The following is a 16,219-nucleotide window of genomic DNA, read 5'->3' as shown; positions in this document are numbered from 1 at the left end:
TCCAAGCTAAAAAATGGAATGCTCATTTTTATTTTAAGTATATTGTTAGCAAAATTTCTTATTTTCCTAATATAGCTTCTAAGTCTTTATCTGCAGTAGAAGTTGCTTTGATGTTAAATTTGTCAACTAAAACTTGTAATACGTTAGGTGTAACAAATGCTGGCAAAGATGGACCTAAGTGAATGTCTCTTAGTCCTAAATGTAACATAGTTAATAAAACAGCTACTGCTTTTTGTTCATACCATGAAATTATATATGAAAGTGGTAAATCATTTACGTCACATTCAAAAGCTCCTGCTAAAGCAACAGCTATTTGAATAGCGGAGTAGGCATCATTACACTGACCACAATCCAATACTCTAGGGAAACCAGCCACAGTTCCTAAATCGAGTTTATTAAAACGGTATTTTCCACAAGCAAGAGTTAGGATAACAGTATCTTTTGGAGTTTTTTCTGCAAATTCTGTAAAATAATTTCTGCCTGGACGAGCACCATCACAACCTCCTATTAAGAAGAAGTGTTTAATTTGACCGCTCTTAACAGCATCTACTATCTCACCAGCATGACTTAATACTGCATTTCTTGCAAAACCAATTGTAATTTTCTTATCAGGTTCATCTTCTGTAAATCCGCCTAATTCTAGTGCTTTATTTATAATAGGAGTAAAGTCTTTTTTTTCATTAATAGTTGGTATATGTTGAATACCTTCATAACCAACAACACTAGAAGTGTATATTCTATCTTTATAACTATCTCTAGGTTTCATGATACAGTTACTTGTCATTAATATAGCACCAGGAATTGAATCGAATTCCTTTTGTTGATCTTGCCATGCACCACCGAAATTTCCTACCAAATGTTTATGTTTTTTTAGTCCTGGATAGGCGTTACATGGAAGCATTTCTCCGTGTGTATATATATTAATACCTTTACCGGAAGATTGTTCTAACAAGTCACTTAAATCTCTTAAATCATGACCAGAAACAATTATAAATGGTCCTTTTTTCTTTGTGATTGAAACTTCAGTAGGTTCTGGGTGTCCATAGGATTCAGTGTTTGCTGCATCTAATAAGCCCATGCAATCGAGATTAACTTTACCACATTCCATATTTAAGTTGAAATAATCTTCAACTTTTAGTGATCTATCAAGAGTTGCGCCCATTGCTTTGAAAGTAAATTCAATAACTTCATCACTATATTTACCAAGGCAATATGCATGATGGTGATATGCTCCCATACCTTTTATTCCATATATCAACAATTCTCTTAAAGAACGTAAATCCATATCAAAGTTTTCATCGTCCATTACTCCTAAATTAGGAACTTTTGGTAAGGCCAGTATTTCAGCTTTAGTTTCAGGTGCTATAAAATCTGCTCCATCAGGTACATTAGGAACATCGCCTGCACTTTGCATTAACTCTTTTTTTACAGCATTAGCTTTTTTTATATATTCTATAAATCTTTCAGGATCGAAATTTACATTAGTTAAAGTAGCAAAAACACATTCTGTGCAAAATTCACCTATTTCTCTGGTGATTTTATTGCCATTTTCTATGTTTTTAGTGCCGTAAAAGCCAATTCCTTTCATGAGATAAATAAGTACATCCTGCATTTTTGCAACATCTGGGTTTTTACTACATACACCTACTTTAGTACATCCTTTACTTCCAGCAGTTTGTTCGCATTGGAAACAAAACATAGCATTATCCATTATATAACCTCCGTATTATGTATTGTTATTTTCACTCGATAGTATATGTAAATTTGGATATTATATGTAAAGTTCAAAAGTTCAATAAGGTATAAAAAAAGAACTGCTCACTTAAATTACAGTTCTTTTTTTATGACTATTTAATTATATGTAAGTTTAAAATTGTTCATATAACTTTATACATTATTACTTAAATAAATTGGACTTTATATAAGTAAAAATCTAATGCACAATATAATAGAAATGTTATGGAAAGCTAACCAAATATAAAGTGAGTAGAGAGGTGTTCTAGACTTTTAAAGTTTTGCACACATCCAGGTTGCTTCTGCAACAAGTTTTCCATTACAAAAGGCAGTTCCTGACTGTTTTATACCCCTACTGGATACTCTAAGATTCTTGACTACCATTTTAACCGTTTGTCCAAATTCAACAGTGTTAAAGAATCTCACATCTTGTATAACTGCAAAGCCATATAATGCATTTCCACCTATACCTAATTTTTTTATTCCTGCACCTCCACATTGCCCCATTGATTCAACAAGTATCACATTTGGTACTATTTTCTGTTTGGAATTGTACTCTTGAAAATAAATAAAAGAATCATCAAAAGTTTTAATTCCTATAATTTCATCTTTTTCTGCGGAAAGAATTTCATCAACAAACAAAAAGGGATGTCTATGAGGAAGTAGAGTTTCAATATCGTTCATAAGTAAGTCCTCCTTATTCAATAAATTGGAATTTTTAATTTTGTTATTTTTCGTAAATATAAAGTGTACCATTCTTTGCTTTTTTTACTTTTATACTGGTTATATACAGTGAATTATACATAAAATTCCTTTAAAAATCAACTTACAAGTCTTTATTCTTGGTGAAAAGCTTCTTTAATTTTGTGAATAGTCCAACTTTCACAGTGGTAGACTATAAAAAAATAGAAATAAGGAAGGTGATAGCATGTCAGAAAATATGCGTAAAAAATCAAACAGATTGGTAAAAGAAAAGTCACCGTATCTTTTGCAGCATGCATATAATCCTGTAGAATGGTATCCCTGGTGCGAGGAAGCTTTTGAAAAAGCAAAAAAAGAAGATAAACCCATATTTCTAAGTGTTGGGTATAGTTGTTGTCATTGGTGCCATGTTATGGAGAGAGAATCATTTGAAAATGAAGACGTGGCTAAGATTCTAAATAAGAATTTTATTTCAATAAAAGTTGATAGGGAAGAAAGACCGGATATAGATAACATTTATATGTCAGTATGTCAAGCTTTAACTGGGAGTGGTGGTTGGCCACTATCTGTATTTTTAACTCCTGATAAAAAGCCCTTTTATGCAGGTACATATTTTCCTAAAGAGAATAAGTATGGCAGAATAGGTTTTATTAATATATTAAATGAAATATCAGGTCTATGGAATGAAAAAAGAGATGAAGTTATAAATAAAGGTGACTATATTGTAGAAAAAATGAAGATTTATGAAGCTACAGGTACAGAAAAAGAACTAGATAACAAAGTAATTGAAAATACTTATAAATTGTTAAAAAAATCTTTTGAACCTCATTATGGAGGTTTTAGCACTGCTCCTAAATTCCCTATGCCACATAATTTGATGTTTTTAATGAGGTATTATAAAAATACAGGTGAGGAAACGGCATTGCATTTAGTTGAGAAGACTTTACTAGCTATGTATAAGGGTGGTATATTTGACCATGTTGGATATGGGTTTTCTAGATACTCTACAGATAATAAATGGCTGATACCTCATTTTGAGAAGATGTTGTATGATAATGCTTTGTTATCAATTGCTTATACTGAGGCATATGCATTAACTAAAAAGGAAATATATAAGGAAATTGCAGAAAAAATATTTACTTATATACTTAGAGAAATGACAGATCCTGAAGGTGGCTTTTATAGTGCAGAAGATGCTGATTCTGAAGGAGTAGAAGGAAAGTTTTATGTATGGACTAAAGAAGAGATTGATAGATTATTAGAAGTTGATAGTGAATTATTCTCAAAACTTTATGATATAACTGAACTAGGTAATTTTGAAGAAAAGAACATACCTAATTTGATTAATAGAACAGATAAAGAATTAGAGTTAGGACATATAGAAGAATCAATAATTGAAAGAAGTCTTCTAAAATTGTTTGAGAATAGAGAAAAAAGGATTCACCCCCATAAAGACGATAAAATTCTAACTTCTTGGAATGGATTAATGATTGCTGCATTATCTTTTGGTGGAAGAATCTTAAGTAATAGTACCTATATTGAAGCAGCAAAAAATGCAGTTAGATTTTTGTTTAATAATTTGATTAGAGAAGATAGAAGGTTACTTGCAAGATATAGAGAACAGAGTTCAGATTATGAGGGATATTTAAGTGACTATGCTTTTCTAATATGGGGGCTAATAGAACTTTACGAAACTACCTTTGATGCAGAATATTTGAAGAAAGCAAAAGAACTTAATGAACAGATGATAGAATTATTTTGGGACAAAGAAAAAGGTGGGCTATTTTTAAATGGTAAAGATGCAGAAAAATTAATTTGGAGACCTAAAGAAATTTATGATGGAGCTATACCTTCAGGAAATTCTGTTGCACTCTTAAATATAATTCGTTTGAGTAATATTTTTGACGATTATAAATTAGCGCAAAAGGCTGATGAATTAATTAAAGCATTTAGCAGCAACATAGATGAGACACCTAATGCTTATACATATTTAGTCATGGCACTAATGAGTAAATTATATGGAAGAACAGCGGTGGTTATTGCTGGAGAGAAAAATGAAAAAAATACAAAAGAATTTATTGATTTAGTAAGAGTTGGTTTTAACCCTTTTACTGATGTGTTACTAAATGATAAAGATATGTGGAAGCTTAATGAATCCCTCCAAGGAAAGAAGAAATTAGGTAATGAAGTAACTGTTTATGTATGCAAGGATTTTCAGTGTTTAGAGCCTGTAAAAGACAAAGAAAAATTAAAAAAACTGTTGACAAAATAAAATTATTAAGACTATAATTATAGGTAAACATTATGTGAAAATTCGGTGAAGAGGAGAGTAAACTTATTGATTCTTTTAGCGAGCAGAGGAGGGTGTAAGCTCTGTAGATAGATAAGAGTGAAGAGAACCTTGGAGAAGCTACTGAAATTTTACCGTTTAGGTAAGACAAAGTATGACGTTAGCTGCGTTAAAGCGTTAAGAGGATTATTTATAGATTAACTACTTTGTGGATTTATCTATATTTGTTTAATCAATAAGAGTGGTACCGCGGATATTTCGTCTCTAATTATAGATTTATATATAATTAGAGACTTTTTTATGCATATAACTTAATTGTAAATTGTGTATTCATTATAGGAGGAAGATAAAAAATGGATTATAAAAAAATTATTGCAGAGAGAATAAAAGGATTTGTAGACTTGGATTTAGAATTTATTGAAGGCTTAATAGAAATACCACCAAAACCTGAAATGGGTGATTTTGCTTTTCCATGTTTTCAATTGGCTAAAGCTATGAGAAAAGCTCCGCAAATGATTGCCGGGGAAATAAAAGAAAAAATGAATAAAGAAGGTTTTGAAAGTGTTGAAACAGCGGGTCCTTACTTAAACTTCTTTATGGACAAAGGCGCATTTGCAGAAGTAACTGTAACTAAAATACTTAATGAAAAAGAAAATTACGGATCTTCAAAAGCAGGAGAAGGAAAAAATGTTACTATAGATTATTCATCACCAAATATTGCAAAGCCTTTCCATGTTGGACATTTATGCAGTACTTCTATTGGCAATTCTTTGTATAGAATAATGCAATTTGCAGGATATAACTGTATAGGTGTAAATCATTTAGGGGATTGGGGTACTCAATTCGGGAAGTTGATTTCTGCTTATAAAAGATGGGTAGATGAAGAGGCTTTAGAGAAAGAACCAATTAAAGAGTTGTTAAGAATTTATGTGAAATTCCATGATGAAGCGGAAAAAGATCCTACTTTAGTAGACGAAGGTAGAATGCATTTTAAAAATCTAGAAGATGGTTCAGAGTTTGAAGTGAAATTATGGGAAAGATTTAAAACTCTAAGTCTTAAAGAATTCCAGAATGTTTATGAAATGCTTGGAGTAAAATTCGATTCTTATGCAGGGGAGAGTTTTTACAATGATAAAATGGATAGAGTTGTTAAAGAACTTTCAGATAAAAATTTATTGGAAGAAAGTCAAGGTGCTCAAGTAGTAATGCTCGAAGATTATAATATGCCTCCGTGTATAATAAAGAAAGCAGATGGAGCTACGATTTATGCTACACGAGATTTAGCAGCTGCACTTTATAGAAAAGACACTTATGATTTTTATAGAAATATATATGTAGTTGGACAGGATCAATCGCTACACTTTAATCAAGTATTCAAAGTAATTGACTTAATGGGTTATGATTGGGCAGAAAAATGTAAACATGTAGGCTTTGGAATGGTTAAGTTTTCAGATAGAAAACTTTCCACGAGAAAAGGTGAAGTTGTTTTCCTAGAAGACTTGTTGAATGAATCTATTTCAAAGATAGCTGAGTTGATTCAAGAAAAGAATCCAGAATTAGAAAACAAAGATGAAGTTGCAAAAAAAGTAGGTATTGGTGCAGTTAAATTTACTTATTTAAAGAATAGAAGAGGAAAAGATATAGTATTTAAGTGGAGTGAAATGCTAAACTTCGATGGAGAAACAGGACCATATGTTCAATATACTTATGCTAGAGGTAAGAGTATCTTAAGAAAAGCAGGGGAATTAAATACTACTCCTGATTTTAGTAAACTAAATTCTAAAGAAGCTTTTGAACTAGTAAAAACATTAAATAATTTCAAAGATGCTATATTAGATGCAATTGATAAGTTGGAACCATCAATAGTTACAAGATATGTAGTGGATATTGCAAAAGGATTTAATAAATTCTATAATGCTCATAACATAATAAATACTGAAGATGAAGAATTAAAAGTTGCAAGATTAAAAATGGTAGAAGCAAGTTGCCAAGTTATCAAAAATGCTCTTGACTTGTTAGGGATAGAAGTTGTAGAAAAAATGTAATAGGATAAATATAAATAAGCGGTTGAATTTCGATTTAGAAATTTAACCGCTTATTTAGTAGACATATTTTGCGAATGTATATAAAGTGGTAGATAATTTTGTATACATTAATAATTTGAATATTACCAAATTATAAGTAAATATTAATTGAAATTATAATGGATTTCAATTAATATGTATAAAAATAGCATAAATTGATTTTAAATTTTATTTAAATTAAAAAAACAACTCAAAATACAGAGAACTGTGTTGAAAAAAGTTTTTATTTATAGTATAATTAAATAGAAATTAATTACAGGAATTTAATTGAAATATCTGTTTTAATAATTTATAATTAGAATATATCATTGAATTAAAACTATTGCTTATAAAAAAGCAAAAAACAACAAAAAATTTAATATTATTTAATACTATATTATATGAAAAATAAAAATGAAATGCATATGGGGAATGTCTGATGAAATCATTAAGAAAAAAAAGATTGGGCGATTTGTTGGTTCAAAGTGGAAAATTAACTGAAGAGCAATTACATGAAGAACTTAATAAGCAGATGACCTCTAAATTAAAATTAGGGAAGCAGTTAATACATGATAATATATTAACAGAAGATGATATAATTGAAGTTTTAAAAGTACAATTAGGCATGGAAAGAGTTTATCTAGAAGAAATGAAACTAGACAAAAAAGCTATTAGAATGATTCCTGAAGGTCTAGCTAAGAAGTATAATATGATTCCTATTGGATTTGTAGAATCTTCTATAATTATAGCAATGTCAGATCCATTAAATATATTTGCTTATGATGATGTTAGTTTGGTTACAGGTTTAGGTGTGAAAGCTGTTATTGCATCTGAAGGAGATATTGAAAATGCAATTGGAAAACAATATTCTTCAGAATATGTTGAAAAAGCTGCTGAAGAACTATCTAAGACAAATGCTTCAAAAATAGAAGAAACTTTGATAATTGAAAATGAGGAAGTAAAAAATGCTCCAGTTGTAAAACTAGTAGATTCTATTATTGATAATGCTATTAAAGCAAGAGCAAGTGATATCCATATAGAACCAAATGAAAGATATATAAAGATAAGATATAGAGTGGATGGAACTTTAAGAGAAGTTCTTAGAACACCAAAGGAAAATCTCGCAGCACTTGTTACGAGAATTAAGATATTAGCAGGTTTGGATATTGCTGAAAAAAGAATACCTCAAGATGGTAGAATTATAACTGTATTTAAAAGGATTAAAATAGATTTGAGAGTTTCTGTGTTACCTACAGTTCATGGAGAAAAAATTGTTATTAGAATACTCCTAAAAAACAATAATCTTTTGAATAAAGAAAAATTAGGCATGTCTGAATATGATATGATGAAATTAGGTAATATGATAAAAAGCCCATATGGGATTATTTTAGTGACTGGCCCAACAGGAAGTGGTAAATCCACTACTTTATATACTGTTTTAAGTGAACTAAATAAACCTGATATTAACATTATTACAGTTGAAGATCCTGTTGAGTACATGATGGAAGGTATCAATCAAGTAAATGTTAATAATAAAGCGGGGCTTACTTTTGCATCAGGTCTTAGAGCTATTTTAAGGCAAGATCCTGATATAGTAATGATAGGTGAGATTAGAGATAGAGAAACCGCAGAAATAGCAGTTAGATCAGCTATTACAGGGCATTTGGTGCTTAGTACAATTCATACTAATGACGCATCAGCAGCAATTGTAAGACTTATGGATATGGGAGTTGATGCTTACTTAATAGCAGCTGCAATTTCTGGAGTCGTAGCACAAAGATTGGTAAAGGTTATATGTCCTAAATGTAAAGAAGAGTATATAGCTAGTGAATATGAAAAAAATATTATAGGTATAGAAAGAGATAAGCTGACAAAATTATATCGAGGAGTAGGTTGTAGCCATTGTGGAAATACAGGCTATTCTGGAAGAACTGGTATTTATGAAATAATGGAAATAGATGAAAAGATAAGACAAGCGATTCAAAATGGAGCTGATATGTCTGTTATTAATAAATTAAACAGACAAAATGGAATTAAAACTCTGAAAGAATCTTGTGCAAAGCTAGTATTAAAAGGAGTAACTACGGTTGAAGAACTCGCTAAAGTAGCATTTTTATAAAAATATTAAGATAAAAAGATAGACAAGCTTTATGAAAGCAGAGAACAACTTTTGTTATTGATTAAGAATCAAAAGTTGTTTTGCTTACTCTTTAAACAAAAGAGGTGCGTAGATGGCATTATATAAATATAGAGCTTCAATGAGAAATGGCGAAAAAATTGATGGTAAAATTGAAGCTGAATCAAAAGAAGAAGTTATCCAAATGATAAGGCAAAATAAATATTATCCTATATGGGTTAAAGAAATTGTTCTTCAAAAAGAAATAGAATTACCTTCCTTTTTCAACAAGGTAAATTCTAAAGATCTTTCAATTATGTGTAGGCAATTTTATACACTATTAAATGCAGGGTCTAACATATTGAATACAGTGAATATTTTAAAAGTTCAAGCTGAAAATAAGGCATTGAAGAAAAGTTTAGATGGAGTATATGAAGATATTCAGAAGGGGTCTACTATGTCTGATTCAATGAGAAAGTATCCAAAAGTATTTCCTTTTCTCTTAACTAATATGGTTGAATCGGGAGAAGAGACAGGTAACTTATCAAGAATACTTCATAAAATGACTGATCACTATGAAAAAGAATATAAATTAGCTTCAAAAATTAAAAGTGCAATGATTTATCCAATATTTTTAACAATTGCATGCATAGGTGTCGTTATTTTTTTAATGACCTTTGTGTTACCTACATTTGTTACTATGTTTGAGAATAGTCCTGTTGAATTACCAATGATAACTAAAGTGTTATTAACTATAAGTGATGGATTCAGGAAGTATTGGTATATCATATTTTTGATAGTTTTATTCATAATAATTGGAATATCTTATTATTCAAAAACTGAAAAAGGAGAAACAATTATTGAATCTGTAAAACTTAATTTACCTGGATATAAGAAATTAAGCAAGAAGATTATAACTTCAAGATTTTCTCAAAATATGTCTATAGCAATGTATAGTGGTATTACATTAATAGATTCAATAGAAATAGTTTCAAAGTTAGTAGGGAATAAATTTATTGAAAAAAAATTATTGAATGCAAGAGAAGATGTAATTAAAGGAGTAACTCTTTCAGAAGCAATAGAAAAATTGGATTTTTTTCCGCCTATGTTAGTATCTATGGTGAAAATAGGTGAAGAATCGGGATCATTGGATGAAATTTTGGATAAAACCGCTGAGTTTTATGATAGGGAAGTAGAAGAAGGGTTAAGCAAAATGGTAACATTTATAGAACCAGTAATGATTTTAGTTATGGGTTTAATAGTAGCATTTGTTGTTCTTGCCATAGCTTTACCTATGTTTGATATGTATAGCACTATTTAATTAGTTTACAGTTCACAATTTACAGTGGACAGTAAAGGTTGATTTTCTCACAGAAAATCTAAAAAGCAAAATGTATCCTTCAATTGTGAATTGTGTATTGATTCAAACTACTGGAATAAAGTTGTGGAAACACAAGTTTAGATAAAAAAGATATATTAAAGGGAGGATGTATACTATGAAAAAGAATTTAGCTAAGAAAGGATTTACATTAATTGAACTTATTATTGTTATTGCTATTTTAGGAATTCTTGCTACTGTAGCTATTCCAAGGTTTTCTGGGTACAGAGAATTAGCTAAAAAGAAGGCGGATATTGCAACTGCTAAAACTATAGCTAATGCAACTGCTATTTTAATCGCAGATGAAACTATTGAAGTACCTGCTGCAGATGGAACTTCATTAAGCTTAACGCTAGTTTCTGGAGGTACTGGAGATGTGGCAGATATTTTAGGAGCTCTTAATGAAGTACCTACTCCGCAATTAAGTGGTAATAATTTTGTTGTAGGAGTTTCTAAAGGAACTGGAAATGTTACTGTTACAAATGGAACTGATCAGATTTATCCTACACCAGCAGGAGCATATGCAGACTAATAAATCTTTTTAACACAATGCGCATTGCGCATTGTGTTAATTTATATTATCATTACCTTATAGAGGTGAAAATATGACAAATTTATTCAATAATTGTTTTTTAACAATGGAATTTGGGTCGAATAGTGTAAAAATATTGGAGTCAAAAATGAAAGGTAAGAAAATATTTGTAAATAAATCATCTATTATTGAACTTTCTCAAGACGTTATTAAAGATGGGAAAATTGAAAATATTGAAGAAATAAGAGAAGTTTTAAAAAATGTATTTGAAACAGGAAAATTCACTGCGAAGAAAGTTAATATAACTATAAAAAGTAGTTCGGTTATATCTAGAAATATCTTAACACCAAAAGCTAATGAAAAAGATATGGATACTATGGTAAAATATGAGGTAGAGGATCAACTTCCTGTCAATGCTATGGATTATGAAATAAAATATAAAATGTTAGGACAAAAGACTCTAAATGATGAAGTATTAAATGAAGTCAATGTCATTTTGTTTCCTAAAAAGATTGCTAAAGAGTATTGGGAGCTAATTAACTATTTAAAACTCAAGCCAAAGGTATTAAATTTAAATTCCAATGCAATTGAAAAATTATTCAGTACAAGAAATATAAAATTAAAAAGAGAATATTCAGATTCAGAAGGAATCTTTGTAATTATAGATATTGGATTTAAAAATATAGAATTAAATATTATTTCAGAAGGAAGCACCCAGTTTTCAAGAATTCTCTCAGGCGGAGGGAAATATTTAGATAATATTATCTACAATGAAATGTTAGATGATGAAGAAAAAAAACAGGAATTTAAAAAGAAATATGCGGATTTAATGTATGATATCAATAAAACAGATCCTTCAGTTGCTGAGATAAATGATTCAATAAAAGCAGAGGTAGATAGATGGATAAAAGATATTGATAGAGTTATAGATTACTATATGAATCAAAATAAAGAAAAAAAATTAGAACATATTTATATCCACGGTGGAACAGCAAACGTAAAGGGATTGACACATTATATGGAACAGTATTTAAATGTTTCTGTTTCAATTATAGAATTACGTAATATAAAATCATCTGATTTAAAATTTAATAAAAACTATGAAAGATATATAAATATTATAGGAGCTACAATTAGATAAGTAGGTGTTATATATGAAAGATTTCAATTTTTTCGACTATTTGTTAAAGGAAAAGAAGAAAAGAAATATAAAAGTAATAAACATTGTGATACTGGTATCAGTTATTTGTACTGTTATGTTAGTAGCATATTTAATTAATTTTGGTATAATCAAAAAATTAAATTCTGAAATAGCTAAAAACGAAGTAGCTATTAAATCTAAAAATTACGGAGAAACTCAAAATGCAATTTCAGAAAAAGAAAAGATGTTGAAAGTTATTAATGAATATAGTGAGATAGTTGGTGGTATTAACAGTTTGATTATTAATTCAGATAGAATTAATAAAGATCTCCTATTAAGCATTAATAAAACAATACCTCAAAACATTATTCTAAATTATATAAGTTTAAATAGTACATATATTTTTTTAGAAGGAATTTCAACTAGCAGACAAGGAATTGCTGAGTTTGAATATAACCTTAAGAATACAGGTCTATTCAGTGATATTCATATTAATAATATTTCATCTGAAGGCTCTAGTTTTGTCTTTGATATTGAGGCTGAATTGAAGGGAGGAGCTTATGATGAAGCTACCATCTCAAATTAATAAAATCAAACTATTGTTAATAATACTGGCTAGTGTAGTAGTGTTATTAGTGTTTTACAAATTGGTTTTACAATCTCAAACAGAAAAAATAAAAGAATTATCCGAAATAAATAATAGTTATGTTCAACAATTAAAGAATGTTGAACAAAATGAGAAATATGATAAAGAACTAGAAAAAAATATTTTAGACGTTGAAAAAGTGGTAGAAAATTCTGTTGGGGCGTACTTTCCATCTACTAAGCAGGAAAAACTAATATTGATTATAGATTCTTTTATATCTAATAACGATTTAATTTGCAGCAATATGAGTTTTTCAGCCACAACAATTGAGGGAGTAGAAGAAATTTTAAATTCTGAAGCTGAAGAAGAATTTTTATTAAAGAACTTAGTTAAAGAATATGGAAATTTAAAAAATAAGGATTCTAGTAATGAAAAAAATGAAGCTGATTCAAACAATCTAACTGATGATTCTACTAAGAAATCTAATGAAAACGAAGAAAATAAATTTTTGGTAGAAAATATGAAAGTATCTCTTGAAATTGAGGGTAGTTATGAAAACATTGCTAATTTTATTAATGGTATAAATACATATAATAAAAAAATAATTATTAGAGATATAACTATTGAAAAGTTGGAAAGTGATGAGACAACGGGAGAACGCGGGAATTCAGTTAGTATAAACCTAGATTTTTATGCTATACCTAAGTTAAAAGAGGATAAAACTGATTTTGATTATAATAACTGGACTCTTTCAAATGTATATGGGAAGGAAAATCCGTTTAAATAGTTAAGAATTAATAATCATCAATTACTGTCCATTGTAAATTGTCCATTGTAAACTGTGCTTGGGGTGATTAGATATTATGAAAATAAGGAGAAAAACTGAAGGAGTTACGTTATTAGAGTTAATTATAAGTTTGGCTATTCTTAGTATAGTTATTACTCCTATATTCTCTTTGGCACTTTCTAGTACAAAGATAAATAGTAAGTCAGAGGAGGAGATTCAATCCTTGGCTTTGGCGCAGAAAAAATTTGAGTATTTAAAAAATGCTAAAAACATTTCTTCTGAATCAACTCAAACCTATATAGAAGATGGTTTTTCAGTTACAGAAAAGGTAATTAAATTACAAAAATATGAAAGTTCAAATAATGAAGGCTCAAAAAAGGTTATTCCAGAACAAAATTTTATAAATATTAGATTTGAAAAAGTTGGAAAAGGAAATAAACTATATGCATCAAATAATGATGATTCTATAAGTTATAACGTAAAAAAGAATAAGAAAGTAAAAATATTTTATACGAAAAATGGAGTTGTTTTTGAGAATAATGGCAATGGACCATCTATCGGGGTAGATGTGGATTCTGATGTCAAAATCAATATCGTAAATGACACAGGAAATAATTTTGAAGTTAGTTTCCAGAATCAAAACTATATAAAAAACTCGAATGAAATTTATATTTATTATACAGGTAGTAGTGATATTAAATTTAAAAAAAATAGTGAGGGTATAACTGATAGTATAATAGAACATAATGATTCTAGCGGTGATGGAGGAGTATCTAATAGTTTCATAATGTATAAAGTTAGTGTTAATGTAAGTAAGGATGGAAAAACATATCAAATGTTTGAAGGATATAAGCCTATTTTTAAGTAGGAAGTGATTGTATGATAAAGAAAAAAGGATCAGCTCTATTAATGGTACTGATAGCCCTAGTTGTGTTAAGTTTAATTGGAACTGCAATAATTAGTTATTCAACATCAAATTATAAACTTAGAAATAAAAATAGTGATAATTATGAAAATCGATATATTGCAGAGGGCGGCATTGACCAAGCATATGGGGCAATTATTTTGCTCTTAAATAATTCTGATAAGAAGAGTGATATAATAAACAATTTAAATAAAATTGCTGGGAATTCTATATCGGATGATAGTAATGGTTATTATGCAGATTTGAAAAATGGAGAATTAAGAGTAATATTTAAAGATGATGTAACTCCTACTTTTAGCGGTGATTTAATGTTAATAGAATTGGTTTCAAATTATAAGAGCCAAAATGTTATTGGAAAATTTAAGATTAATTATAACAATGATTTGTTTTCTATAGAATTGATGGAGAAGTCTTTTAAATAGAAGGTGGATAAAATGATTAAAAGTAAGAAAAAGGCTATGACATTAATAGAATTAATATTAGTTATGGGAATTCTAGTAGTAATTATGGGGGCAACCTCTACTTTTTTTATATCAAATTATAGGAATTTGAATAATGCTGAAGATACGGCTGATTTACAAAATTCGGCTCAAAGTGTCATAAACGAACTTTCACAAGCTACATTAAATAGTACATCGTATAATAATCCTATAACAAATAAATTTGTATTTTCTAATGATACTTTTAAATTAGAAAACAATGAATTTAAAAATGATGAAGGGGTAATAATTTCTAATATAAAGTCGATAGTTATAAATCCTATAGAAAATAATACTGGCATCTTCGTAAAAGTTACAGCAGGTCTAGGTAGTAAAACTGAAACTATAGAAACCCAATTATATTTTAGAAAAGAGTTGGTGTATTCTGGAAGTAATAGTGGTAATAACAGTGGTGGTGATAGCGGAGATACAAATGAAGGTGGTTTATCAAATATAATTTATTTTTATAAAAAGTTAGATTTTAAAGGTAGTAAGTTTGATGCATCAAATAATACTTTTTTAATTGATGATAATTATAAACTATATGGTAATCAGCAATTTTTTGGTAATTTATATATAAATGGAAATTTTAATATATCTGGTAGTTCAAAATCAAATGGAGAGGTTTTTATTGATGGAAACCTTAAATTGAGTGGTTCAACTATTTTAAATGGAAATGCACATGTGAAAGGGAATGTTGAATTATCTGGGAGCTCACAAATAAATGGAGAAACATATATAGATGGAAATCTTAAATTAAGTGGTACTGCTAAAGTTAAAGGAAATACACAAACTAAAGGAAATATCGAATTAAATAATAGTTCTTGTATCGATGGAAATGTAGAACATGATGGAAATATAAAAAAAAGAGGTACTTCTATAATTGAAGGGACCATAAGCAAAAATAGTGGCATAAAAGTAGAATATGAAGAGCCAGAGATTGAAATTGCATTGAAATCTGATAGTTGGTATGAGCAGAAAGGATACTTAGAACCTAATGAAGTTACAGTTAATAATTTTGTCAATGGTACAAAAATATTTGCTAAAGGAAACTATAGATCACCTACGTGGAATGATTCGACTTTTATCAATGGATCTAAGGGAATTATTATTGTAAGCGAAGGAGATATTGATTTAACTAATAACTATTGGAAGAAGATTACTGGAGTTTTTATTGCACCTAATGGTAAGGTGCAATATAATGGGCCTTCTTTAGAAGGGGTAGTTATATCAGAGGATGGATTTTATGTTACAAGTGGTAGTACTTTAGTCAAGTTGAATGACATTAGTGATTATTTCGCTTCTAATGCAGATTTTCCAATTAAAAAGAATTAAGAGTTGTAATATGGTTAAACCACAAAAAGTAAGTTGAACTAAAATCAACCACAATATCTACCGCAGATTAACGCGTTCTGACGCTATATATTGTGATTGAAGTTCAACTAAATTACTTTTTATGGAATTACCGTAATATAAATTAATGAAA

At 29.0% G+C, this 16,219-nt stretch carries 13 protein-coding genes and 1 other annotated feature; of the genes, 11 read left to right on the top strand and 2 right to left on the bottom strand.

What is annotated here, in order from left to right; genetic code table 11:
- Window positions 1–58: 58 nt before the first annotated feature.
- Together hcp and ACQ3F0_RS10865 are read right to left on the bottom strand one after the other, a co-directional pair.
- Window positions 59–1,711, bottom strand: coding sequence for a hydroxylamine reductase (gene hcp / locus ACQ3F0_RS10870; protein ID WP_428865269.1), 1,653 nt, complete (start codon window positions 1,709–1,711; stop codon window positions 59–61).
- Window positions 1,712–2,007: 296 nt separating this feature from the next.
- The gene (locus tag ACQ3F0_RS10865; protein ID WP_428865268.1) at window positions 2,008–2,418 is read right to left on the bottom strand and encodes a 3-hydroxyacyl-ACP dehydratase FabZ family protein; all 411 of its coding nucleotides are present in this window, start codon (window positions 2,416–2,418) and stop codon (window positions 2,008–2,010) included.
- A gap of 244 nt (window positions 2,419–2,662) precedes the next feature.
- On the opposite strand from ACQ3F0_RS10865, the gene ACQ3F0_RS10860 reads away from it, so the two are divergent.
- The 11 genes from ACQ3F0_RS10860 (at window position 2,663) to ACQ3F0_RS10810 (ending at window position 16,068) form a co-directional block, all read left to right on the top strand.
- Window positions 2,663–4,708, top strand: coding sequence for a thioredoxin domain-containing protein (locus tag ACQ3F0_RS10860; RefSeq protein WP_428865267.1), 2,046 nt, complete (start codon window positions 2,663–2,665; stop codon window positions 4,706–4,708).
- Between the two features lie 36 nt (window positions 4,709–4,744).
- Window positions 4,745–4,995, top strand: a binding site (T-box leader).
- An 84-nt stretch (window positions 4,996–5,079) separates the two neighbouring features.
- Window positions 5,080–6,771 (top strand): arginine--tRNA ligase, encoded by a 1,692-nt coding sequence (argS, locus tag ACQ3F0_RS10855; RefSeq protein WP_428865266.1) that lies wholly within the window; start codon window positions 5,080–5,082, stop codon window positions 6,769–6,771.
- Window positions 6,772–7,228: 457 nt separating this feature from the next.
- Window positions 7,229–8,908, top strand: a complete 1,680-nt coding sequence (locus tag ACQ3F0_RS10850) for a GspE/PulE family protein (protein ID WP_428865265.1) — start codon at window positions 7,229–7,231, stop codon at window positions 8,906–8,908.
- 112 nt (window positions 8,909–9,020) lie between these two features.
- On the top strand, window positions 9,021–10,226 hold the full coding sequence (locus ACQ3F0_RS10845; RefSeq protein ID WP_428865264.1) for a type II secretion system F family protein: 1,206 nt from the start codon (window positions 9,021–9,023) through the stop codon (window positions 10,224–10,226).
- 175 nt (window positions 10,227–10,401) lie between these two features.
- On the top strand, window positions 10,402–10,815 hold the full coding sequence (locus ACQ3F0_RS10840) for a prepilin-type N-terminal cleavage/methylation domain-containing protein (protein WP_428865263.1): 414 nt from the start codon (window positions 10,402–10,404) through the stop codon (window positions 10,813–10,815).
- 73 nt (window positions 10,816–10,888) lie between these two features.
- The gene (pilM, locus tag ACQ3F0_RS10835) at window positions 10,889–11,956 is read left to right on the top strand and encodes a type IV pilus assembly protein PilM (protein WP_428865262.1); all 1,068 of its coding nucleotides are present in this window, start codon (window positions 10,889–10,891) and stop codon (window positions 11,954–11,956) included.
- A 13-nt stretch (window positions 11,957–11,969) separates the two neighbouring features.
- Window positions 11,970–12,542 carry a PilN domain-containing protein gene (locus ACQ3F0_RS10830; RefSeq protein WP_428865261.1) on the top strand — a complete coding sequence of 191 codons (573 nt, stop codon included), beginning with the start codon at window positions 11,970–11,972 and terminating at the stop codon, window positions 12,540–12,542.
- A complete protein-coding gene (locus tag ACQ3F0_RS10825) occupies window positions 12,517–13,329 on the top strand; it encodes a hypothetical protein (protein ID WP_428865260.1) in 813 nt (270 codons plus the stop codon). Before ACQ3F0_RS10830 ends, ACQ3F0_RS10825 begins: the two co-directional genes overlap by 26 nt.
- Window positions 13,330–13,405: 76 nt before the next feature.
- Window positions 13,406–14,197 carry a type IV pilus modification PilV family protein gene (locus ACQ3F0_RS10820; RefSeq protein ID WP_428865259.1) on the top strand — a complete coding sequence of 264 codons (792 nt, stop codon included), beginning with the start codon at window positions 13,406–13,408 and terminating at the stop codon, window positions 14,195–14,197.
- Window positions 14,198–14,208: 11 nt separating this feature from the next.
- On the top strand, window positions 14,209–14,676 hold the full coding sequence (locus tag ACQ3F0_RS10815; RefSeq protein ID WP_428865258.1) for a hypothetical protein: 468 nt from the start codon (window positions 14,209–14,211) through the stop codon (window positions 14,674–14,676).
- A gap of 12 nt (window positions 14,677–14,688) precedes the next feature.
- Entirely contained in the window at window positions 14,689–16,068 is a 1,380-nt protein-coding gene (locus ACQ3F0_RS10810; protein ID WP_428865257.1) for a polymer-forming cytoskeletal protein, read from the top strand.
- The last annotated feature ends 151 nt before the right edge of the window (window positions 16,069–16,219 follow it).

The sequence above is a fragment of the Clostridium sediminicola genome (assembly GCF_050402865.1).
Taxonomy (GTDB): domain Bacteria; phylum Bacillota; class Clostridia; order Clostridiales; family Clostridiaceae; genus Clostridium_AF; species Clostridium_AF sediminicola.
The sequence above is the reverse complement of the archived record's forward strand: the minus strand, read 5'-3'. Positions and strand labels throughout refer to the sequence as shown.